We start from the raw sequence: 23641 nt of genomic DNA, 5'->3' as shown, positions 1-23641 counted from the left end.
TGCAACGGCCCGATACCGCCAGGACCAGCAGCGAGCAAACAACGGTAATCCGGTTACTTCGAGGCCCGATCTTTTGTCAAGTCACAGATGAGCGGTGTGACCGGCGGTTCCAGGCCCGGCAAACAGCCGTGTCTGGCTGTGCGCAGCAGCGCTTCAATCTGCTCGGCCGACTTGGGTTTACTGATGAAGTAGCCCTGAATGGAATGGCAATGCAGCTTGCGCAGGAAGGTCAGCTGAGCCTCGGTTTCCACCCCCTCGGCCACCACCCTCAGGTTGAGGTTTTTCGACAGCGTTACTATGGCCTGCAGTATGGCTTCGTGACTGGGATCACCGCCAATGTCGTTGACGAATGAACGATCGATTTTCAACACATCCAGTGGCAGTATTTTCAGATAACTGAGCGATGAATAGCCGGTGCCGAAATCATCCAGCGAGACCTGAATACCCAGTTGATTAATGGTACGCAACACGCTGACAGCCACTTCGGGATCTTTCATCACGGCGCTCTCGGTGATTTCCAGCTCCAGTTGTGACGGCTTGAGCCCGGTTTCCTTGAGTATGCTGTCCAGGGTACTCAGCAGCGATTTGTTCTCCAGCTGTCGTACCGACAGGTTGACCGACATGGAGACCTCTTCGGCCAGCAGACCGGACTGGTGCCAATGGTGGAGCTGGTGACAGGCCTGGCGCAGCACCCACTCACCGATGGGCACAATCAGCCCGGTTTCTTCGGCAATGGCGATAAATTGCCCCGGTAACACCAGCGGCTGTCCTTCCGGCTGCCAACGCAGCAGAGCCTCCAGACCGATAATCCGGCCACTGGCGATATCGACCTGGGGCTGATAGGTCAGGAAAAATTCATTCCGATCCAGCGCATGGCGCAGCCGGTTTTCCAGATCCAGGGTCTGGGTGACCTTGTGTTGCATCTCACTGGTGAAAAACTGGAAATTGTTGCGCCCACAAGCCTTGGCCTGGTACATGGCCATGTCGGCACATTTCAGTAATGCATGGGCGTTATCGGCGGAGTTCGGATAGAGGGCAATACCGATACTGGTGCCGATAAAGACCTCGTGCCCCTTGATCATGAAGGGCTCGGCCAGGACATCAATCAGTTTCTGGGCCACGACCGCCGGTCCTCGGGAGTGGTCGACCTCTTCCAGAATGACCGTAAATTCGTCGCCTCCCAGGCGGCTGATGGTGTCCCCATCCCGGATGCGGGATTGCAGCCGCTGGGCAGCCAGTTTCAGCAGTTGATCCCCGGCTTCATGGCCCAGGGTATCGTTTACCTGTTTGAAGCGATCCAGATCCAGGAACAGCAGGGCGAGGGTGTGCTGGTGACGATCGGTACGGGAGAGCGCCTGATGCAGCAGCTTGAGGAACATGTCCCGGTTGGCCAGGCCGGTCAGCGGATCATACTGAGCCAGATAGGCCAGCTGTTGCTCGCTCTGCTTGCGCTCGCTGATATCCTGAAACACCAGCACCATGCCCGGACAATCGGAGCCCTGATCATTGATTGGGTTGGCGGTGAACTCGACCGGAAAGCGATCGCCGTCCCGTCGGCTGAACCATTGCTGATCATCCTGAATACTGCGCCTGGCCAGGCAGGCCAGGTGAAGCTCACTGTTCTCGAAGGGCAATATGGCTTCTTCCACCCCCCTAATTGCCGAAAACTGGATGCCAAGCAACTCATCATGCTGATAGCCGAGCAGTCGCCTGGCCGCCGGATTGGCGAAGGTGACTCGCCCCTGTATGTCCAGACTGAGGATCCCCTCGGCCGTGGATTTCAGTAACAGTTCCTGATGACCGCGCAATTGTTTCAACTCCAGCAGACTGTGCTCCAGGAGTGTCTTGTGCTTGGACAGTTCGAGGAAGAAGCGCACCTTGCTCAGCAGGATCTGGGGCTGCACCGGTTTGAACAGGTAATCGACGGCACCCACGTCATAGCCCTTGAATTCAAAGGCTTCTTCCTTGTCGGCTGCCGTCACGAAAATGATGGGGATATGCTGGCTGTTCTTGTGGCCTCGGACCAACTCTGCTGTTTCGAAGCCATCCATTTCCGGCATCATCACATCCAGCAGGATCAGGGCGAACTGATGGCGTAACAGCAGGGAGAGGGCTTCCATGCCCGATAGCGCGTAATGAACCTCTGCATCCACTTCTTCCAGAATCCGGGTCATGGAGCGGATGTTTTCCATTCGGTCATCGACGACCAGAATGGCAGGGCGCTGTGTTTCATTCCGCATGGCGAAACTCTCTTGTCAGGGTTGTCTCAAGCCGGCGTGATGCCGAGGCCGTCATTGGGGAGAACATATTGAACATGATTATTCCGGTGCAAGTTGTGACAGCAGGCGGGCAATATCCTGCAGGCCAAGTATCTGATCTGCCTGTGTTGTCTTTAATGCCGCCCTGGGCATAAAGTCGGCCATGGCGGTATCCGGATCCTGGACTATTGCCAGTCCGCCAGCCGCTTTCAGGCGGGCCAGTCCGGTACTGCCATCGGAATTGGCGCCGGTCAGGATAATACCGGCGAGCCGGTCGGCATAGACATCGGCGGCACTCTCGAACAGTACATCAATCGAAGGGCGGGAATAGCTGACCCTGGCATCGACCGACAGGCTGAAGTGCCCCTGCTGTTCCAGCAACAGATGGTATCCGGCAGGGGCCAGATAAACATGACCGCCCTGCAGCGGTTGTTTGTCTTCGGCCTCTGTCACCGGCAGGGCACAGTGCTGGCCGAGGTAGCGGTCCAGATGACCAACAACACCTTCCAGTCGGTGCAGTACGACGATGACCGGCAGGGCAAAATCGGCCGGCAGTTGCCCGAGCAGAATCGGCAAGGCCTGTATGGCCCCGGCCGAACCACCGATGACCACGGCATCACAGGGGCGGTTCATTTATTTGTCAGCTGGCTTTGCAGCAGCCTGGTCATCATAGGGCTGCCGAGCGGGGGATGGATAAAGAAGCCCTGAACACAGTCACAGCCATGATCCTGCAGGAATGCCGCCTGCTCCCGGGTTTCAACCCCTTCGGCTATCAGGTCAAAGCCCAGGGTATGGGCCATGCTGATAATGGTTTTGACCACGGCGTCATTCTTGGCATCCTGTCCTATCTTGTTGACGAAGGGCTGGGCCAGCTTCAGGCTGTCGATCGGCAGACAATGGATTTGATTGAAGGAGGAGTAGCCGGTACCGAAGTCGTCCAGCGCGATGTGCACGCCCAACGCCCTTAGTTGCTCAAGCCTTTGGGTAATGGCCCCCTGCTCGTCCCTCAGGGCGTTTTCGGTCAGCTCCAGGCTGACACGGTGCTCGGGCAGGCCATGTCTGGCCAGTATCGCCTGTATCTTGGCCACAGCGTCAGGCTGGGTCAGCTGCCGACGGGAAATATTAAGCGCCAGGATGACCCGTTCCTCGAGCAGACCAGCCTGGCACCAGCTCTGGAATTGTCGGCAGGCCTGATCAAATATCCATTCACCCAGTTCGGTCATGATCCCCATGCGTTCCGCCAGAGGAATAAACCGGGTAGGGTTGATCATGCCCATTTTAGGGTGTTGCCAGCGCAACAGCACCTCGATACCGACCATTTTACCGTTGGTCAGATTAACCTGGGGCTGGTAGTGCAGTGATAATTGCTGTTCTTTCAGACTGAGGGCATGGCGCAAGTCCTGCTCGAGCCGCATCCGCTCCATGGCGGCTCTGTGCATGTCGGGGGCGTAAAACTGATAGTTATTGCGCCCCTGAGCCTTGGCCTGGTAAAGGGCGGTATCGGCGGCCTTGATAAGCTCTTCTGCATCGTCACTGCAGGCCGGATAGGTGGCAATGCCGATACTGGGGCTGATAAACACCTGATAGCGGTCCAGCTGGTGCGGGGGGGCCAGGGTACTCAGGATCTTCTGGGCCACCACGGCGGCGTCCTGTGGCTGGCTGATGTCATCCAGCACGATGGCAAATTCATCCCCGCCCAGACGAGCCACCAGGTCACTGCGTCTCAGGTTGTGTTTCAGGCGTTGGGCCACGCTTTTCAGCAGGCGAGCATCACCATCAACGGGGGCCACCTCGGTCTGCGGTGTCACTACGCTGTACTGGATGCGCTGGGCCACGCTCTGCAGCAGTTTATCGCCGGTATCATGGCCCAGGGTATCGTTGATATCCTTGAAGTGATCCAGATCCAGCAGCAGTACCGCCATATTGCCTTTGCGTCGCCGGGCCCGGGCAATCGACAGGCTGAGGAAGTCCTGAAACAGGGAGCGGTTGGCCAGGCCGGTCAGGGGATCATACTGGGCAAGCTCCAGCAGCTTCTGCTCGGTCTTTTTACGCAGGGTGATGTCCTGAAAGATGATAACGCCGCCGATAAAGCTGCCGGTTTCATCCTTCAATGGTGCACTGGTGTACTCGGTGGGAATGGCCTGCTGTTCCTGACTCCAGAGCAGGGTATCGTGCACCCGATAGGGCTCGCCGCCCTGATAGGCCATATAGACGGGCGACTGCTCCCAGGGAGGCGTTTCCTGCTGCTGGTCGTATAACAGTTGATGCAGGTGGCAGCCACGCAGCTGCTGCTCGGTATAGCCCAGGATCTGGGCGGCGGCGGCATTGGCAAACTGAATATGCCCCGATGGCATTATGCCCAGTATGCCTTCACCGGCACAGCTCAATAACAGCTGATATTGCCGTTTCATGGCCGCCAGTTCATGCTGATAGCCATCCAGCGCCAGAAAGACCCGGATCTTGCTGAGCAGAATATCGCTGTCGACCGGCTTGATCAGGTAATCGACCGCGCCCGACTCGTACCCCTGAAAAATATACTGGCTGTCGGTGTTCAGGGCGGTCATGAAAATAATGGGGATCTGCCGGGTTTCTTCATCCTGCCGGATCAGGCCGGCGGTTTCGAAGCCGTCCATTTCCGGCATCTGTACATCCATCAGGATCAGGGCAAAGTCGTGATGCAGGGTGACAGCCAGAGCCTCATTGCCCGATTGCGCCAGGAAGACCTCTACCTCACAGTCCTTCAGCAGACTCTCCATGGCATAGAGGTTTTCCGCCTTGTCGTCGACCACCAGGATCTTGGAACGGTAGGGTTTGATGAGCATTATACCTCCCTGCTTGCCTGTTGTTGCTCTAGTTGTTGCTCGAGCTGTTCAAGCAGCCATGCCTGCAGCAGGCTAATGTCCAGCGGCTTGACCAGACAGGGTACCGCCTCTTGCTGCAGCCAGGCTTCGGCCTGCTTTTGCTCCGCCGAGGCCAGCAGTACCAGGGCCGGAATCGGTGCATATTGACTGTCTTGCAGGGCGGTGAACAGCTGACGTGCCTGATGGTGCGGCGGCATCAAGGCCATGATCAGAACATCAATCCGGGCTTCCGGTGTCAGCCGGGCCAGGGCTGTGGGGTAGCTGTCTGCCTTGATGACGCGGAATCCATGCTGCCTGAATTGTGCCGTCAGGGTAAAGCTGTTGCGCATATCGCTGTCTACCAGCAACAGGGTTTTGCCCCGGGCCAGTTCGGCCAGCCGGGGTGAAGGTTCAGCCTGCCGGCTGGGGGAAGCCGGCTGTGGCTCGGGAAGTTTAACCGACTCGGTGTGAGGCCGGGTGGTCAGGGTATCAAGCCGGATCCTGCTGGATGAGGGCTTCAGCGGCAGCAGCAGGGTAAAGTGGCTGCCCTGTCCTGGCTGGCTCTGCAGGGTAATGTGAGCGCCGAGCAGACGAGCCAGTTCTCGGCAGATGGCCAGCCCCAGGCCGGTACCTTCATAATGGCGGTTAATGGCCACATCTACCTGCTGAAAGGCCTCAAAAATTTCTGCCTGCTTGGCATCGGCGATGCCGATACCAGTATCCGAGACGGTAAAGGCAATTACCTCGTTTTCTTCCTGACTGACGGTCAGTACGACTTCGCCCTCATGGGTGAACTTGAGCGCGTTGGACAGCAGATTTTTCAGGATTTGCTGAAGTCGCTGGCGATCGGTATGTAGGACCTCGGGCATATCGATATTCTGGGTGATAGTGAAGACGAGCTGCTTTTCTGCGGCGAGGGGAGTAAATTGGCTTTGCAGATGCCTGAGCATATCGGCAATGGAGACGGCCTCCCAGTGCATGGCCATCTTGCCGGCTTCGACCTTCGACAGATCCAGAATATCGTTGATCAGCCGCAGCAGATCCTTCCCTTCCTGCTGAATGACGCCGGCAGCCTTGATCTGATCGCTGTTCAGGTTGCCTTCACTGTTGGCGGCCAGTTGTTTGGCCAGGATCAGCAGACTGTGCAAGGGCGTACGCAGTTCGTGGCTGATATTGGCGAGGAAGGCGGACTTGTACTTGCTGGCCAGCTCCAGCGCCTCCCGCTCCTTGCGCTCGCTGATATCCAGAAACACCAGTACTACACCGGCAAAGTCCCCATTTCTGCCATGCAGGGGGCTGAGGGTGTATTCGACCGGAAACAGGTGCCCGCCTGCATGGCGAAGCCAGTGCTGATCACAGGTACTGCTGCTGGCTTCTCTGCTGTGCAGGGAGAAGGTGTCGGTGAGCCATTGAGCATCGGCCGCCTGATGTTCGGTCAACAGTAAAAAGTCGGTCAGGTTAGTGCCGGCCAGTTGGCTGACATCCAGACCCAGCAGGCGGGCGGCCGCGGGGTTGGCAAAGCCGATGTGCCCGCTCAGATCCAGACTCAGTATGCCTTCACCGACCGAACGCAGCAGTAATTCATTGTTATCCCGCAGCTGGTGGACTTCTCGCAGGCTCTGCTGCAGCTGTTGCTGCTGACGCGCCAGTTGCAGGAATACCTGGACCTTGCTGAGCAGAATATGGGGTTGCAGGGGCTTGAACAGGTAGTCGACGGCGCCGAGATCATAGCCTTTTCCCTCGAAGGACTGATCCTTGTCGGCGGCGGTCACGAAGATAATGGGTACATGCCGGCTGGTCGGATTGTCATGGATCAGGCTGGCAGTCTCGAAGCCGTCCATTTCCGGCATCATCACATCCAGCAGGATCACGGCGAAGTCATGGCGCAGCGTCTGGGCCAGGGCTTCATGCCCGGAACGGGCGGTGATGATCTCCGCCTGCAGACCAGCCAGAATCCGCTGCAGGGAATGCAGGTTTTCGGGCCTGTCATCCACGGCGAGGATCTTGGGTAATGTTGCTGCCTGCCCGGCAGATATGGTCAAGAGGGACTTAAGGGTCAATACGGGAACTCCGCGAGCGAACTCGCTTGAAAATGCGTTGTGCGTAATCCTGGTTTTCGAAGCAGTTCTGTACCGCCGAAAACTTCAGCGACTCCTTGTTGCCGAGGCACAGGAAGCCACGGGGGCTGAGGCTGTCATGCAGCAGGGTCAGGACCCTGTCCTGCAACTGCTGATCGAAATAGATCAGCACATTGCGGCAAATCACCATCTGCATTTCGCCAAAGACGCCATCATTGGCCAGGTTGTGGTTGGCGAAGGTGACATTCGCCTTGAGCGAGTCGTGTATCTTGGCCGCCCCGTATTTGGCATGGTAATAATCGGAGAAAGACTGGCGGCCACCGGCCCGGATATAATTTTCGCTGTATTGCTGCATCTGCTTGAGGGAGTAGATTCCCTCCCGGGCGATGGCCAGAGAATGATTGTTGTAATCGGTGGCGTAGATTTGCGTCCGTTCGTAGAGGCCTTCTTCCTTGAGCAGTATGGCCAGGGAGTAGACTTCTTCGCCGGTGGCACAGCCGGCATGCCAGATCTTGATAAAGGGATAGGTCTTCAATACCGGGATCACCTGGGATCTCAGTGTCGCAAAGAAGTCGGGATCCCGGAACATGTCGGTCACGGTCACCGACATGAATTTCAGAAAGTCGTCGAAAAACCCCTTGTCGTGCAGTATCGGCGGGATCAGGTCGGCTACCCGGCTGACGCCGGCTTGCTGCATGCACTGTGCTATCCGACGTTTGAGCGAGGCCTGAGCATAGTGACGGAAATCGTAGCCGTAGCGACGAAAAATGGCTTCCAGCAACAGCTCCAGCTCTATTTTTTCCAGTTCCTTCTTTGATTCCATCATTTGAACAGCCACACTCGCATCATCGAAATCAGCCTGTCGACATCGACCGGCTTGGTGCAATAGTCATTGGCGCCGGCCTCTATGCTCTTGGCCTTGTCTTCGGGCATGGCCTTGGCGGTCAGAGAAATGATCGGCAGAGATTTGAACCGTGCCTGCTGACGGATCCTGCGGATGGCCTCATAGCCGTCCATCACCGGCATCATGATATCCATCAGCACCAGCTCGATATCCTGCTCTTCTTCCAGTTTCTGCAGGGCCAGCTCCCCGTTGTCGGCCATGCTGACTTCCAGGCCATGTTCACGCAGCACCTTGGACAGGGCGTAGGTGTTGCGCAGGTCATCGTCGACCAGCAGGATCTTGCGGCCCAGCAGCAACTGCTCCGGGCTGTGCAGCATCTGGATGATATTGCGCTGATTGAGCGGCAGGGAAGACTCCACGCTGTGCAGGAACAGGGTGGTTTCATCGAGCAGGCGTTCCGGGGAGCTGACGCCCTTGATCACGATACTGCTGGTGTATTCACTCAGCTCCTTGTATTCCTCGGTTGTCAGTTCCCGGCCTGTGTAGACCACGATGGGCGGCAGGGCGATTTCTTTATTCTGGCTGAGTTGGTTGAGTAGCTCGAAGCCGCTGATGTCGGGCAGGGTCAGATCCAGGATCACACAATCGAAGCCGCCGGTCGCCAGCTTGTCATAGGCTTCCCGGCCGGTGCTGACCGCGCAGATCTCCACATCCTTGTTGGCAATCAGCCGGGTAATCGCCAGACGGTTATGACTGTCGTCCTCCACCAGCAATACCTGTTTGATCGACGCCTGCAACAGGGACTCCATCTTGCCGAACAGGGCCTGGATTTCTTCTCCCGACACCGGTTTGGTCAGGAAACCCACGGCACCCATCTGCAGTACCTCGTTGTTTTTATCTTCGGCCGACAGTATATGCACCGGGATATGACGGGTCTTGATGTTCTGCTTGAGCTGCTCCAGCACCTGACGGCCCCCGATATCGGGCAGACCCAGGTCCAGGAGAATGGCACTGGGCTGGTATTCTTCTGCCAGTTGCAGGCCGGCGCTGCCGGTCAGGGAGGCCAGGCACTGATAGCCCTTCTTGCGGGAAAGATCGATCAGTATCTTGGCAAAGGCAGGATCGTCTTCGATGATCAGCACCGACTTGTCTCCCGGAGACAGACTATCCCGATCGTCGGATGGCTGCGCCTGGGGTGTCTGGTTGACGGGGGCTGCGGCTGGCGGTGACGCTCTCTTCTGCTCTGAGGCCATGGGCTGAGCCGGTATGACGGTGGTGACCTGAGGGGTTTTTTCCCTGGCTGGCGAAGAAGTACTGGCAAAGCGCTCGAAGGGTACATAAGGCTTGTCCTGCTCGCCGGCAGGCAGGGGTTGTGGCTGCACCGACTGGCCATCCAGCGGCAGATACAGGGTAAAGGTGCTGCCCTGGCCTTCTTCACTCTGCAGCTGAATTTCTCCGCCCAGCAGTCTGACCAGCTCCCGGGAAATGGTCAATCCCAGTCCGGTGCCTCCATAGACCCGGCTGGTGGAGCCATCTCCCTGCTGGAAGGCTTCAAACACCCCCTGCTGTTTATCGGCCGCAATGCCGATGCCGGTGTCGATCACCGCAAAGGCGAGTACCTGTCCCGGTTTCAGGGCCGGATTATTGAATTGAACCGCTGGCTCGGGTTTGTGTACCTTCAGGCGCACCGAACCTTGCGGGGTAAACTTGAGGCCGTTGGACAGCAGGTTGCGCATCACCTGCTCGACGCGCAGCAGATCGCTGGAGATGCTGGCGGGGAGCCCGGAGGCTTTTTCCAGGACAAGCTCGATGCCCTTGTCGGCGGCGACGGGGCTGAACTGGGCGCGCAGGTTATCGAGCAGGGTATCGAGGGGCATCTGCTCGAAGTGAATGTCCAGTTTTCCGGCCTCCACCTTGGACAGATCCAGAATGTCGTTGATCAGGCCGAGCAGGGACTTGCCGCCCTGATAAATCACCCTGGCATCTTCCTGCTGTTCTTCGGTCAGGTTGCCCTGGCGGTTATGGGACAGCGACTGGGAAAGGATGAGCAGGCTGTTGAGCGGGGTGCGCAATTCATGGGACATATTGGCCAGGAATTCGGACTTGTACTGGCTGGCTCTGGACAGGTTACGCGCCTGAACTTCCACCGCCTGCTTGGCCAGCTCGATATCGCGATTCTTTTCTTCGGTTTCGATTCGCTTGCGCTCCAGCTCCTCGGTGCGTTCTTCCAGCTCGCTATTCAGCTGTTGCAGCTCTTCACCCTTGCTGCGCAGGGAAGCTTCCGACTTGACCAGCATCTCGGCATGTTCTTCCAGCTCTTCATTGGCGGCTTTCAGTTCTTCCTGCTGGGTCTGCAGCTCTTCCGACTGTTGCTTGGACTCTTCCAGCAGCTGAACCAGCTGTTGCTGAGTGCGGGTTACATGGATACTGATGGCGATGCTGTGGGTTACCTGCTCGAGAAACTCCAGTTCAATCTCGGAATAACGGCGGTTCACACCCAGCGCCAGCACGGCCTCGACCCTGTTTTCATGGATCAGCGGCAGCACAATGACGTCTCCCGGCTGAGACTCGCCCATGCCGCTATTGATGGTTAACAGCTGTTGCTGTTCGTCAGGCATCTGGCTGTAGAGAATGCTCTGTTGTTCCAGGGCGGCCTGTCCGATCAGCCCTTCGCCGAAGCGGAATTCGTTATCGCTGCTGTTGCGCTTTTTGTAGGCATAGCTGGTGATCAGCTGCAGCCGTTCTCCTTCCGCCAGATAGCAGACCCCGACCTGGGCCTTGAGATAATTGGCCAGGTAGGTCATCACCAGCTGGGTCAGGGAGATCAGCTCATGTTCGCTGCGCATCTTGTAATGCAGTTCGGCCAGCCCCGATTTCAGCCAGTCCTGTTCCTTGCGGTCGGTGGCCAGGTGTTTCAGGCTGTCGGACATCTTGTTGACGGATATTGCCAGCTGATCTTTTTCACCCAGTACCTGTACCTTTTTGGAGAAGTCTTCTGCCGCCGTGGCGGTGGCGACGGCTTCCACATGGCGCAGACGCTGTATCATCTGATTGAAGGTATGAGCGAGGGAGCCGGTTTCATCATTCGAGTCTATTTCGACATCGACACCGAGATCGCCCTGTTCAAGCTTTCTGCCTGCCTTGACCAGGCGCTTCATGCGCCGGGTGATCCCCATGGTCGCAAACAGCGACAACCCGACTCCCGATACGATGAGGATCAGGGCGCTGATGATAAATCCCGTGCTGGCCGATTCGGTGGTGTCTTTGACCTGCTGCAGCTGTTCTTGCAACTGTCGCTTTTCTGCCTCTTCCAGAATGGCCAGTTTGGTTTTTATTTGTCCCAACAGGGAGTTGTTCAGACGCAGGCTGTTAATCAGGATCTGCTGCGTCATTTCCTTGTTTCGTTGCACTGGCATGGCTTCGCGCAGGGCGATATTGGGCTCGACCTCATGGGTAATCCAGTCATAGGTCAGTTCCCTTATTTCGGCCAGACGAGTCAGTTTTTCCGGCTGTTCGAACCAGAGCTGTTGCAACAACTCCAGTTCCTGAGAGAGATTTTTACGGCCCTCGTAAAAGGTGTCATAAAACATCTTGTCGCCGGTACTTAAAAAACCCTGGGCATTGATGACCAGGGAGCGGGTCAGCCCGTGCACTGTCAGGGTATGATGCAGGCCTGCGTTGTGGTCACCCAGCTTTGCATTGGCCTTGAGGATGGCGTTGGTGCTGTACATGACGCTTGCGACCACCACCACGCCGATCAGCACCCGTACCAGGTTGACCATTAAGAAATGTGAGGCCATCGATCCCTTGTGCAATGTCATATAATGCTACCTGCGTGCGTTCAGAATGTAGAGGTGTTTGGTCACGACAAGAGGCTGCAGAAGGGGGAAAAGAGGCGATAAAACGATGGGAATATCCGGACGTCCTCAGGCTCTTCTGTAGCTCTGCTGCCATAGAGCGAACTCATTAGGCCAGAAACTTTGCGTCACCATCTTTCAACGGCTTTGCCTTTTATTGAACCTGCGTACTAAATGGGCAAGTTGTGCGCGTAAATTGTCCCACAGGGCAGGGGAACATGACAAGCTAATAGACACCGCTTGCACTCATCATTTTCTGCTTTTGACTGGTAGGGGTTTTGTTCGAGACCCGGTTTGGTTTGTATTGGCCTGGCATGCTGTGAATAGCCTGATTGGCAAGGGGATCAGTGGGTAAACTAAAGATCCGCATGAATACAACAATTGGGAATGTGAAAAATGATATCGGGGAAGCTTACCATGCAATCTTCCACAAACATCTTCCTCGGTATCTGACCGAGTTCTGCTACCGCTTTAACCGGCGCTTCGACTTGGAAAGGGTGTTACCGCGATTTTGCTTTGTTGCGATAAGAACCCCTCCGATGCCGATGAGACCTCTAAAACTGGCTCATCGGTAATCTTGTAGGGTTCATGTCGTGGCTGTAAGGGGCTTTATTCAGGCAGGGAGCGTCTTTTCTTTCGGCTGCGATACAGCCACCATGCCAGGAGCAAGACCGGCAGTAAAAGCAGCCAGAGAGTGGCGGGAGAGCCGGAGGCCTGCCCTGTAATACCAGCCTGGGCTGTCTTCTCGGAGTCATTACCGCCAGTACTGCTCTCGGCGACTGCCGTACTATGGCGGCGATTTGTTCCCTCCGGCACCACTGATGTATTGGCCAGGGCATCGTCAGCTACAGAGCCGTTGCCCAAATAGCCGGAGCTATCCTCCGATACCAAATAGCCGGAGCTATCCTCCGATACCAAATAGCCGGAGCTATCCTCCGATAAAAGTGCGCCGGAAGCGCCGTTGCTTGCATCCGCATCGTTGCTACCGGGGGGTGAACCGCCAGTTGATGCAGCGGCACCATTAGAGCCAGAGCTGTTACTGTCAGCCGTGTCGAAGCCGGCGGTCGGGGGATTACCGTCGCCCGTGCCGGAGCCGGTGGTCGGAGTATTATCGCCGCCCGTGCTGGAGCCGGTGGTCGGGGTATTACTGCCAGCTAAGTCGGAGCCATTGGCCGGGTTATTGCCGCCGCCGGTGCCAGAGTCGGTGGTCGGAGTATTGCTGCCACCCGTGCCGGAGCCGGTGGTCGGATTGCTGCCGCCGCTCGTGCCGGAGCCAGCGGCCGGGTCGCCGCCGCCGGAACCGCTGCCACTCCCCCCGGCTACTGTCCCATCCCCGGAGGCGCCTGGGTCGTCACCGCTGCCGTCACCGCTGCCGTTATCACTGCCGTTATCATGGATCTGCTGAATAGTTACCGCCAGATCCATCAGGGTCTCGCCCACAGTCTTTCCCAGGCCGGAAAAGCTGGCAGCCACCAGCAGGGTTATCAGAGCACCGGCGATAGCATATTCAACCGTGGTAATACCGGATTGTCTGCGCTTGCCCTTGACCATGGGGTTCGTCCTTGTTTTGTTATCCCGCAATCATCAGTCTAGGTCGGATTGCCGAAAAAAAGGACAGGGGAGAGGCTCGAAGGGAAAAGGTCGGGCTTGCGGGAGAAATGAGCCGCAAATGGTACCCGTCAGGAAAACAAAAAAGGCGCTAACCCATACAGGTTAACGCCTTTAAATTCAATGTGTTAACTAGTTCATGCCGTACTTTTTGAGCTTCTTGCGCAGGGTGCCGCGGTTGATGCCCATCATGTTGGCAGCGCGGGTCTGGTTGCCGCGGGTGTACTGCATGATCACGTCCAGCATGGGGGCTTCGACTTCGGCGAGGACCAACTCATACAACTCGGTTACTTCCTGTCCATTAAGCTGGGACAGGTAATTGCGCAGGGCCTGATCGACCGAGTTGCGCAGCGGGCGCTGAGTGGGCTGCTCGGAAGTCGGAGATTTAGTGGTAGTAACCAGTGCATCAGAAGTCGTAGTTTGTTCGAACATAATTCAGTCGGCTCTTCTTTTGTTCGTTAAGCTATATTCGCGAAATACTGCTCCAACGAGTCGAGCTGGTGCCCAGCCTCGTCGAGAGCGTTGAAATCACTGCGAAAGTCACGGCCCGCATCACTGCCTTGCAGATACCACCCCACATGTTTCCGGGCAATCCTTACGCCCATTACCTCACCATAAAACGCGTGTAGTGCGGCAACATGTTCCCGGATCATCGCCCGCTCCTGGTCCTTGGGAAGCGGTGCGGGAGTAGTACCCTGTTCAAGATAGTGGCGGATTTCTCTAAAAATCCACGGCCGTCCCTGTGCAGCCCGGCCAATCATGATGGCATCGGCGCCGGTATAATCCAGTACAAAACGCGCCTTTTCCGGGCTGTCGATATCCCCGTTGGCTATCACGGGAATAGAGACGGCTTGTTTTACTGCTCTGATGGTGTCGTATTCCGCCTCACCCCTGTACATGCAGGCCCGCGTGCGGCCATGCACGGCGAGAGCCCGGATACCGTTATCTTCGGCGATACGCGCAATGTGCACGCCGTTACGGTTGTCCGGATCCCAGCCGGTACGAATTTTCAGGGTGACCGGAACCGTTACTGCATTCACCACGGCGCTGACAATTTCTTGCACCAGCTCCGGGAATTGCAGCAGGGCAGACCCCGCCATCTTCTTGTTTACCTTCTTTGCCGGGCAGCCCATGTTGATGTCGATAATCTGCGCGCCCTGGTCCACATTGAACCGGGCCGCCTCGGCCATCAACACCGGATCTGCCCCTGCAATCTGGACGGATCGGATACCCGTTTCCCCTTCATGATCCATACGTCGAAGGGACTTTTCGGACTGCCACACCCTGGGGTTGGACGACATCATTTCCGACACTGCCATTCCGGCTCCCATGCGCAGGCACAGGGTACGGAAGGGCCTGTCGGTTACTCCGGCCATCGGTGCCACCAGCAGGGGTGTAGACAATTTGTAAGGACCAATTTCCATGAGGATACGGCTATCTCGGCTCAGGGTCGCGTATCTTACGCATTTTTTAAGAGGCTGAAAAGGTCACAAATTGAGCGGCGCATAATTTTTTATAAGTCAATACGCTGGTGCATTTTTTATGCAGTTTCAGGGCGTTTCAGCGGGCTTTATGGCGTTGTTTGCGCCGGCCCGCTCTGGTATGGAGCCCGTTCAAATTGTGATTTTCAGCGGTTTTATCCGGGTATCGGCCAAATGTTCCCATTTGGTACCATTTCGTACTGCGCAGGTTTATACGTCATGTCTGGCCTGCCGGTGCCCTTGATCCTGTGCTGTACGGGAATGAAAAAGGCTCCCGCAGGAGCCTTGTCGATAAGCGGTTGCTGCTTATCGCTTGATACCGCTGAGCCGGGCCCAGTCTTCGCGCAGCTCGGGGCTGTCCATGTTAAACCACTGCTCGTAGACCTGATTCAGGCCCTCGGCCTGACTTTCGAGGATGCCGGACAGCGCCAGCTTGCCGCCGGGCTTGACCAGATTGCTTATCAGCGGTGACAGTTCCTTGAGTGGGCCGGCCAGTATGTTGGCGACCACCACATCGGCCTTGAGGCCGTCGGGCTGATCCTGGGGCAGGTAAACGCTCAGCCGGTCGGACACGCCGTTGCGTTCGGCGTTGTCGCGGCTGGCCAGCAGCGCCTGGGGATCGATGTCGATGCCGATCACCTCTTTGGCACCGAGCTTGAGTGCCGCCAGCGCCAGAATGCCGGAGCCACAGCCGAAGTCGATCACGGTTTTATCGTTCAGATCCTGGCCGTCGAGCCATTCCAGACACAGGGCCGTGGTGGGGTGGGTGCCGGTGCCGAAGGCCAGGCCCGGATCCAGCATCACGTTGACCGCGGTGGGGTCCGGCACATCGCGCCAGCTGGGGCAAATCCACAGCCGCTGGCCGAAGCGCATGGGATGGAAGCTGTCCATCCACTCGCGCACCCAGTCCTTGTCTTCCAGCTGTTCTACCTTGTAGGTCAGATCCTTGCGATAGAACTTTTTCAGAAAGTCGATAACGGGGGCCGGATCGGTTTCGGCATCAAACATGCCCACCACTACGGTGTCGTCCCACAGCAGGGTTTCGCCGGGCAGGGGTTCGAATACCGGTTTGTCTTCGGCGTCCATGTAGGTCACCGCCTGAGCACCGCGTCCCAGCAGCATGTTGCTGACCTTGTCGGCGGTTTTTTCGGTGGCGTTAATGCGAATTTGTATCCAGGGCATGGCGAGGCTTCATCAAACGGTAAAGTGGAGATTCTAACATCGACCTGGTCCGCTGTCCTGTTGGCGGGCAGACCAGAGCTTGTATGTCAGTCATAAATAATACAGCACAGTTTCTGGCTAAGGGTCACATATCGGCCAAAGGGCCCGCTCCGCCGACTCGCTGTATGACATGACACTCACTTTTCAACCTGCTGCGAACATTCACTGGATATTCGGTCAGGCTGATACAGCTCGTCATGGCGAGACAAGCTCGCCCCATCTACGCTCTCCGTTTCATCCCTGAAACGGAAGGTCGGCTGAGCAGATCCCTTTGTCCTCCTTGATGTGGCAGAGTCGCCTGTAGGCGCTGTCTGCCGGCAACTCGGAGCTGAGGAAGAGGCAACAGAGACGACCTCCCACGACCGTGAAATGCCATGGATGGCATTTCCGAGCCCCCAAGGATGGGGTCATGGCGTGTCGTGGGCGGCGGCTGTGTTGCCTCCGGAGCACCGACCAGCGTCTGTATCCGTAGCCTGAAGTTAGTCGCGACCGAACAGCTGGCGCACCTCGGCGGTGGGTGGCGCAGTCAACAGCGAGCCGAACACATAGGCCAGACCCGACAGGGTCAGGCTGGGCACGATGGCGTGCAAGCCCAAAGGCTTGATACCGAAGGTGGTCAGCAGGCCGTAGCAGAGGGCGCCGGTTACCATGGAGGCCAGGGCCCCGGTGGCGTTACCCCGCCACCAGTACAGGCCCAGCACGAGTGGCCAGAAGAAGATGGCCTGCAGGGCGCCAAAGGCCAGCAGATTGAGCCAGATGATCATGTCCGGCGGGCTCAGGGCCGCCCACAGCACGACAAGCCCCAGCACCAGAGTGACCAGTCGGCTGGCGCGCTTGATGGCGGTGGGCGAGGGCGGCGTGCGGCTCAGGTAGTTGAGGTACAGGTCTTTTACCAGGGTGGCGGAGGCCTGAATCAACTGGGAGTCGATGGTCGACATGATGGCGGCCATGGGCCCGGCCAGAAAGAGCCCGGCGACGATGGGCGGCAGCACCGTCAGCATCAGGGTTGGCATTACCTTGTCGGGTACCGAGAGCTCGGGCAACAGCACCCGGCCCAGGGCACCGGCGAAGTGCATGCCGAACATCAGCAGGGCGCCGACCAGGGTACCGATGATAATGCCTCTGTGCATGGCCTTGCTGTCTTTATAGGCCAGGCAGCGTACTGCCGAATGGGGCAGGCCGATGACGCCAAAGCAGACCAGCACCCAGAACGACAGCATGAAGCTGGTGCTCAGGAAGCCGTCCGGCCCGCGGGGTTGTACTAGCTCGGGATCAATCTCGGCCAGGGCGGTGAACATGGCGCTGGCGCCACCACCCGCATGCAATACGCCGACCAGCAGCACTATGGTCCCCAGCAGCATCAGTACGCCCTGAATCGCATCTGTGACCACCACGGCCCTAAAGCCGCCAATCAGGGTGTAGAGCAGCACTGTGGTGGCAAAGATGATGAGGCCCCCCTGATAGGGCAGGCCGGTCACGGTTTCCAGCAGCCGGGCGCCGCCGATAAACTGCACTACCATGGTGGCGACAAAGGCGGCGAGCAGGCCTAATGCCGCCAGTATCACCACCAGCGGACTGCGATAGCGGGCATAGAGCATGTCGTTGATGGTGAGCGCATTGACCCGACGGGCGATATGGGCGAACTGTTTGCCCAGCACCCCCAGGGTCAACCAGACGGTCGGCACCTGTATCATGGCCAGCAGCACCCAGCCCAGTCCCATTCGGTAGGCGGCACCGGGCCCGCCGATGAAGGAGGAGGCGGAGGCATAGGTGGCCACCATGGTCATGGCCAGCACAAAGCCGCCCATGGAACGGTTGCCGAGAAAATAGTCCTGCACGAAGCTGCCTTGCTGTGGGCGGCGGCTCAGCCAGAAGCCCAGCCCGATCATGACGGTCAGGTAGCACGCCAGCGGGATCATCAGTTCAAGGTTCATGGCTGTTCTCCCGGCCTGGGGCTGTTCTTCTTATCCGGCTCGGGGCTGTCTAAAGCTACGTTTTTAAAGCAGTAGCGCACCATCAGCACGCAGAGCACGATAAACAGCAAGGGGTTGAACAGGCAGCTCAGCACAAACCACAACGGCCAGCCGCCCAGCATCAGCGTGGGCGGCACAGTGTAGGCGCTCAGCCACCAGCCACCCAGATACAGCACCGCCAACGCCACGCTCAAGGTGGCTTCCCGGCGGGCGATGGATACGATATTGGTCATCTTTGATTTCCCGGAAGAAGGGGCCGGAGGATAACAGCGGGGACTGACCGGAATCAATGTGCAATGCCCCTTCGGTGGCGGCAAGAGCGGATACCTGACTCTTGCCGCCGCTTGTTTCGTCAGGAGGCGTAATCATCACCGGCGGCGGCCACGAAGGCCAGCTCGACCAGATAGCGGGGGTTGGCCAGCTCCGCCTTGACGCAGGCGCGGCTGGGGGCCGTGCCGGATTCGAACCAGGCGTCCCACACCGCATTGAAGGCGGGCAGGTTGGCGAAGTCGGTGAGATAAATGGTGACCGACAGCAGGCGGCCCTTGTCGCTGTTGATTTTGGCCAGCGCCTGCTCGGCCTGGGCGAAGATCTGGGTGGTCTGGCCCTGGATGTCGGCGTCGAGGTCGGACTCGGGTACTTCGACGAAATGGGCGATGCCGTTGAATACGGTAATGTCGGACCAGCGTTGGCAGGGGTTGATGCGATGGATTGTCATACGGTCTCTCTTCAGGTGGGCTTTGAGGCGCTATTCTAACGGCAAAGAACGGTGAGAGGAAAAAACAAAAACGGCGCCCGAAGGCGCCGTTTTCAATCAGCAGTAGCGGTGTCTTACAGACCCAGCTTCTTCTCGAGATAATGAATATTGGTGCCGCCGTTGCGGAAATTTTCATCACTCATGATTGCTTTATGCAGCGGTACATTGGTCTTGATGCCTTCGATGACCAGCTCGTTCAGCGCGTGCGTCATGCGGGCGATCGCGATGTCGCGATTTTCGCCGTAGCAGATTAGCTTGCCGATCATGGAGTCGTAGTAGGGCGGGACCTTGTAGCCGGCATAAATGTGCGAATCCCAGCGTACACCCAGACCACCCGGAGAATGGAACAGGGTGATTTTGCCCGGGCTCGGCACGAAGGTCTGCGGATCTTCGGCGTTGATCCGGCACTCGATGGCATGGCCATGAACCGTCACCTGATCCTGGGTGATGGACAGCGGTTGACCGGCGGCGATGCGCAGCTGTTCCTTGATCAGGTCCACTCCGGTGACCATTTCGGTGATCGTATGTTCCACCTGAATACGGGTGTTCATTTCGATGAAATAGAACTCGCCGTTTTCGTAGAGAAATTCGAAAGTACCGGCACCGCGATAACTGATATCGATACAGGCGCGGCAGCAGCGTTCACCGATAAACTTGCGCATTTCGGCGGTAATGCCCGGCGCCGGAGCTTCTTCCACTACCTTCTGGTGGCGACGCTGCATGGAACAGTCCCGCTCGCCCAGGTGAATGGCCTTGCCCTGGCCATCTGCGAGGATCTGAACTTCGACATGACGCGGGTTTTCCAGGAATTTCTCCATGTAAACCATGTCGTTGTTGAAGGCGGCACCGGCCTCGGCCTTGGTCATGGCGATGGAGTTTTCCAGTTCGCTTTCGTTGCGAACCACGCGCATACCGCGACCGCCGCCACCACCGGCGGCCTTGATGATCACCGGGTAACCGATGCGCTTGGCAATGGCGGCGTTCTTCTTGGCGTCGTTGCCTATGGGGCCGTCGGAACCGGGTACGCAAGGTACGCCGGCCTTCTTCATGGCGGCAATGGCCGACACTTTATCGCCCATCAGGCGAATGGTATCACCGGTGGGACCAATGAAGATGAAACCCGATTTTTCAACCTGGTCGGCAAAGTCGGCATTTTCTGCCAGAAAGCCGTAACCGGGGTGAATCGCCACCGCATCGGTCACTTCGGCAGCGGCGATGATGGAGGGAATGTTCAGGTATGACTGATGGGACTGATTGCCACCAATACAGATGGACTCGTCTGCCAGCAGTACATGCTTGAGCTCACGGTCGGCGGTGGAGTGCACCGCAACCGTTTTGATCCCGAGCTCTTTGCAGGCGCGCAGGATCCGCAGGGCAATTTCACCGCGGTTGGCGATGACTACTTTATCCAGCATGAGAATTCCTTATTCGATGATGAACAGCGGCTCGTCGAACTCGACCGGCTGGCCGTTGTCGATCAGGATGGCCTTGATCACGCCGGACTTGTCGGCTTCGATCTGGTTCATCATCTTCATGGCTTCAACGATGCACAGGGTGTCACCGACATTGACGGTCTGGCCCACTTCGGCAAAGTTCTTGGCGCCGGGGCTGGAGGCACGGTAGAAGGTACCGACCATGGGGGAACGCATCACATGACCACTGATGGCAGGAGCGGCGGCTTCTGCAGCAGCTGGTGCCAGCGCGGCAGCCATGGGGGCGGCCGGTGCCGGAGCGGCTTGAATCTGCTGGTATTGGGGCTGCATAGCCTGGCCGGGGTTACCGTAACGGCTGATGCGAACGGACTCTTCACCTTCGGAAATTTCCAGCTCGGCGATGCCGGATTCTTCTACCAGTTCGATCAGTTTTTTGATTTTACGAATATCCATGAGCGTTCTCTTGTTATGTTAGTACTGTGCTGAGGGTTAACGACGGGTCAGATGACGTGCCGCCGCTTCCAGGGCAAATTCGTAACCATCGGCGCCAAAGCCACAGATCACACCTGTCGCCTTGTCGGCCAGGTAAGAATGATGGCGGAAAGGTTCACGGGCATGCACATTCGACAGATGCACCTCGATAAAGGGGATATTAACCCCCAGCAGGGCATCACGAATGGCGACGCTGGTGTGCGTGAAGGCGGCGGGATTGATGATGATAAAATCCTGCTTGCCATAGGCTTGGTGGATGGCGTCGATCAGTTGATGTTCCGCATTGGATTGCAGGTGACTGAGTTCGATATCGCGTTCGGCTGCCTGTTCGGTCAGACGAGCTACGATGTCGTTCAGGCTGTTCTGGCCATAGATGCCGGGTTCGCGCTGACCCAATAGATTTAGGTTGGGTCCGTTCAGCAACAGAATTCGGTATTTATCGGTCATTGTGCAGCAATCCTCGGCAATCTTGCGGTGTTCTCATCGAGCAACATGGAGACTAGCCGTTTTTACCCATTTCTGGCAAATAAAATCGTACGGCTCGACCCAGACCGGTCAATTATAGTGATTTCGTGAAAATTGGCAGCAATTTACTGGTCTAATCACTGATTGCAGGTTAAAGCCCGGTAACAGACTGCTGATGCCGACAAGGAGCGCCGTCGGGAGCAGGGTGCCAAGACGCCATGTAGCGCGCTTTGGCGGTTTGTACGACATCCAGTGCGACATTTTCGGTCATTAACATGCTTCTACACTAAGAGGGCAGAGCAGACGGCCTAAACAAAAACGCCGCCCGAAGGCGGCGTTTTATCTGTCTGGCTGCCTCGATCAGGCGACGCGGCTGCGTTCCTCGATCAGACGGTCGACTACGGCCGGATCGGCCAGGGTGGAGGTATCGCCCAGAGAGCCTGTGTCGCCGGTGGCAATCTTGCGTAGTATGCGACGCATGATCTTGCCGGAGCGGGTCTTGGGCAGACCTTCGGCCCAGTGGATGATGTCCGGGGTGGCAATGGGGCCGATTTCCTTGCGTACCCAGTCTTTCACCTCTTTATGCAGCTCGGCGGAGGGGACTTCGCCGGAGTTGAGGGTGACGTAGGCGTAGATGCCCTGGCCTTTGATGTCGTGCGGCACGCCAACCACCGCCGCTTCGGCTATTTTTGGATGCGCCACCAGGGCCGATTCGATCTCGGCGGTGCCCATACGGTGACCGGACACGTTCAGCACATCGTCCACCCGGCCGGTGATCCAGTAATAACCGTCTTCGTCACGACGGGCGCCGTCACCACTGAAATAGGTGCCGGGGAAGGTGGAAAAATAGGTCTGCTCGAAGCGGTCGTGATCACCGAAGATGGTGCGCATCTGACCCGGCCAGGAGTCCAGGATCACCAGGTTGCCGTCGGTCACGCCGTCCAGCACTGTGCCTTCACCGTCCACCAGCGCCGGCTGCACACCGAAGAAGGGGCGGGTGGCGGAGCCTGCTTTAAGCAGGGTGGCGCCGGGCAGCGGGCAGATAAGAATGCCGCCGGTCTCGGTCTGCCACCAGGTATCGACGATGGGGCAGCGCTCGTCACCGATCACCCGGTAGTACCATTCCCAGGCTTCCGGGTTGATGGGCTCGCCTACCGAGCCCAGCACGCGCAGGCTGGCGCGGCTGGTGCCTTCCACTGCCTCGTCACCCTTGGCCATGAAGGCGCGGATGGCGGTGGGCGCGGTATAAAGAATATTGACCTGATGCTTGTCGACGATCTGCGCCATGCGGTTGGTCTTGGGGTAGTTGGGCACGCCCTCAAACATCAGGGTGGTGGCACCGTTGGCCAGCGGTCCATAAAGAATGTAAGTGTGGCCGGTGACCCAGCCGACGTCGGCGGTACACCAGTGCACATCACCCTCGTGGTAGTCGAAAATGTATTTGAAGGTCATGGCCGCATACACCAGGTAACCGCCGGTGGTGTGCAACACGCCCTTGGGAGTGCCGGTAGAGCCGGAGGTATAGAGGATGAACAGCGGATCTTCGGCGTTCATCTCGGTGGGCGGGCACTCGGCGCTGACCTTGGCCGTGGCTTCGTGCCACCAGATATCACGGTTTTCAAACCAGGCCACGTCACCACCGGTGCGGCGATAGACGATGACTTTGCAGTCCTGGCTGACGCCGGGTTTGGCCAGGGCGGCGTCTACATTGGCCTTGAGGGCGACGGTACGGCCACCACGCAGGCCTTCGTCGGCGGTGATTACCAGTTTGGCCTCGGAGTCGATGACGCGGCTGGCCAGGGCGTCGGGAGAGAAACCACCGAATACCACCGAATGCACTGCGCCGATGCGGGCACAGGCCAGCATGGCCACGGCGGCTTCTACCACCATGGGCATATAGATGCTGACCACGTCGCCTTTTTTCACGCCCTGGGCTTTCAATACGTTGGCAAAGCGGCACACCTGCTCGTGCAGTTCGCGATAGGTGACTTTTTTGTCGTCGTCCGGGCTGTCGCCTTCCCAGATGATGGCGACCTCGTCGGCCTTGGTGGCCAGGTGCCGGTCGATGCAGTTGGCGGACAGATTAAGAGTACCGTCTTCAAACCATTTGATGCTGATGTGGCCGGGATCGTAAGAGGTGTTCTTCACCTTTGTATAGGGTTTGATCCAGTCTACCTGCTTGCCCTGTTCACCCCAGAACTTGTCCGGGTTTTCGATGGACTCCTGATACATGCGCTGATAACCCGCATCGTCTATCAGGGCATGTTCGGCAAACTGTGCCATGACGGGATGAACCTTGACTTCACTCATTATTCCGCTCCTTGGGGTATATCC

At 57.7% G+C, this 23641-nt stretch carries 17 protein-coding genes, 1 pseudogene and 1 riboswitch; of the genes and pseudogenes, 1 reads left to right on the top strand and 17 read right to left on the bottom strand.

The genetic code is table 11. The annotated features are described in order from the left end of the window. Positions 1 to 53: 53 nt before the first annotated feature. The 6 genes from UN63_RS08070 to UN63_RS08045 all read right to left on the bottom strand — a co-directional run bounded on the left by UN63_RS08070 (position 54) and on the right by UN63_RS08045 (position 11820). Positions 54 to 2240: a putative bifunctional diguanylate cyclase/phosphodiesterase gene (locus UN63_RS08070; RefSeq protein WP_104486266.1), complete on the bottom strand. Its 2187-nt coding sequence runs from the start codon at positions 2238 to 2240 to the stop codon at positions 54 to 56. Positions 2241 to 2318: 78 nt separating this feature from the next. After that, complete coding sequence (locus UN63_RS08065) at positions 2319 to 2891, bottom strand: chemotaxis protein CheB (RefSeq protein WP_104486265.1); 573 nt, start codon at positions 2889 to 2891, stop codon at positions 2319 to 2321. Then, on the bottom strand, positions 2888 to 5080 hold the full coding sequence (locus UN63_RS08060; protein ID WP_104486264.1) for a putative bifunctional diguanylate cyclase/phosphodiesterase: 2193 nt from the start codon (positions 5078 to 5080) through the stop codon (positions 2888 to 2890). The genes UN63_RS08065 and UN63_RS08060 overlap by 4 nt, the downstream gene beginning before the upstream one ends. Continuing rightward, the gene (locus UN63_RS08055; protein WP_104486263.1) at positions 5080 to 7158 is read right to left on the bottom strand and encodes a response regulator; all 2079 of its coding nucleotides are present in this window, start codon (positions 7156 to 7158) and stop codon (positions 5080 to 5082) included. Before UN63_RS08055 ends, UN63_RS08060 begins: the two co-directional genes overlap by 1 nt. Then, entirely contained in the window at positions 7148 to 8002 is an 855-nt protein-coding gene (locus UN63_RS08050) for a CheR family methyltransferase (RefSeq protein WP_104486262.1), read from the bottom strand. Before UN63_RS08050 ends, UN63_RS08055 begins: the two co-directional genes overlap by 11 nt. Beyond that, positions 7999 to 11820 (bottom strand): response regulator, encoded by a 3822-nt coding sequence (locus UN63_RS08045; RefSeq protein ID WP_181068208.1) that lies wholly within the window; start codon positions 11818 to 11820, stop codon positions 7999 to 8001. The genes UN63_RS08050 and UN63_RS08045 overlap by 4 nt, the downstream gene beginning before the upstream one ends. 134 nt (positions 11821 to 11954) lie before the next feature. Then, positions 11955 to 12039, bottom strand: a riboswitch (cyclic di-GMP riboswitch). A gap of 206 nt (positions 12040 to 12245) precedes the next feature. On the opposite strand from UN63_RS08045, the pseudogene UN63_RS17290 reads away from it, so the two are divergent. Next, positions 12246 to 12452, top strand: a pseudogene (locus UN63_RS17290) (IS1595 family transposase); the annotation flags it as partial. A 34-nt stretch (positions 12453 to 12486) separates the two neighbouring features. Here the strand turns inward: UN63_RS17290 and UN63_RS08040 are convergent. The 11 genes from UN63_RS08040 to acs all read right to left on the bottom strand — a co-directional run bounded on the left by UN63_RS08040 (position 12487) and on the right by acs (position 23617). Continuing rightward, positions 12487 to 13428, bottom strand: coding sequence for a Flp family type IVb pilin (locus UN63_RS08040; protein ID WP_104486260.1), 942 nt, complete (start codon positions 13426 to 13428; stop codon positions 12487 to 12489). Positions 13429 to 13617: 189 nt separating this feature from the next. Further along, positions 13618 to 13917, bottom strand: coding sequence for a DNA-binding transcriptional regulator Fis (gene fis, locus UN63_RS08035; RefSeq protein WP_104486259.1), 300 nt, complete (start codon positions 13915 to 13917; stop codon positions 13618 to 13620). A gap of 26 nt (positions 13918 to 13943) precedes the next feature. After that, the gene (gene dusB / locus UN63_RS08030) at positions 13944 to 14909 is read right to left on the bottom strand and encodes a tRNA dihydrouridine synthase DusB (protein ID WP_104486258.1); all 966 of its coding nucleotides are present in this window, start codon (positions 14907 to 14909) and stop codon (positions 13944 to 13946) included. Positions 14910 to 15272: 363 nt separating this feature from the next. Beyond that, positions 15273 to 16148, bottom strand: a complete 876-nt coding sequence (gene prmA / locus UN63_RS08025; RefSeq protein ID WP_104486257.1) for a 50S ribosomal protein L11 methyltransferase — start codon at positions 16146 to 16148, stop codon at positions 15273 to 15275. Positions 16149 to 16666: 518 nt separating this feature from the next. Then, the gene (gene panF / locus UN63_RS08020) at positions 16667 to 18121 is read right to left on the bottom strand and encodes a sodium/pantothenate symporter (RefSeq protein WP_104486256.1); all 1455 of its coding nucleotides are present in this window, start codon (positions 18119 to 18121) and stop codon (positions 16667 to 16669) included. After that, on the bottom strand, positions 18118 to 18393 hold the full coding sequence (locus UN63_RS08015) for a YhdT family protein (protein ID WP_104486255.1): 276 nt from the start codon (positions 18391 to 18393) through the stop codon (positions 18118 to 18120). The genes panF and UN63_RS08015 overlap by 4 nt, the downstream gene beginning before the upstream one ends. Positions 18394 to 18512: 119 nt before the next feature. After that, on the bottom strand, positions 18513 to 18878 hold the full coding sequence (locus UN63_RS08010; RefSeq protein WP_104486254.1) for a RidA family protein: 366 nt from the start codon (positions 18876 to 18878) through the stop codon (positions 18513 to 18515). Positions 18879 to 18991: 113 nt separating this feature from the next. After that, the gene (gene accC / locus UN63_RS08005; protein WP_104486253.1) at positions 18992 to 20332 is read right to left on the bottom strand and encodes an acetyl-CoA carboxylase biotin carboxylase subunit; all 1341 of its coding nucleotides are present in this window, start codon (positions 20330 to 20332) and stop codon (positions 18992 to 18994) included. Between the two features lie 9 nt (positions 20333 to 20341). Continuing rightward, positions 20342 to 20803, bottom strand: a complete 462-nt coding sequence (gene accB, locus UN63_RS08000; protein WP_104486252.1) for an acetyl-CoA carboxylase biotin carboxyl carrier protein — start codon at positions 20801 to 20803, stop codon at positions 20342 to 20344. Positions 20804 to 20839: 36 nt separating this feature from the next. Next, positions 20840 to 21289: a type II 3-dehydroquinate dehydratase gene (aroQ, locus tag UN63_RS07995; protein WP_104486251.1), complete on the bottom strand. Its 450-nt coding sequence runs from the start codon at positions 21287 to 21289 to the stop codon at positions 20840 to 20842. Between the two features lie 378 nt (positions 21290 to 21667). Further along, positions 21668 to 23617 carry an acetate--CoA ligase gene (gene acs / locus UN63_RS07990; protein ID WP_104486250.1) on the bottom strand — a complete coding sequence of 650 codons (1950 nt, stop codon included), beginning with the start codon at positions 23615 to 23617 and terminating at the stop codon, positions 21668 to 21670. Positions 23618 to 23641 lie beyond the last annotated feature (24 nt).

It is taken from the genome of Oceanisphaera arctica (genome assembly GCF_002936955.1).
Classification (GTDB): Bacteria; Pseudomonadota; Gammaproteobacteria; order Enterobacterales; family Aeromonadaceae; genus Oceanimonas; species Oceanimonas arctica.
Note: the sequence above shows the minus strand (reverse complement) of the source record. Positions and strands in the feature narration are given on the sequence as shown.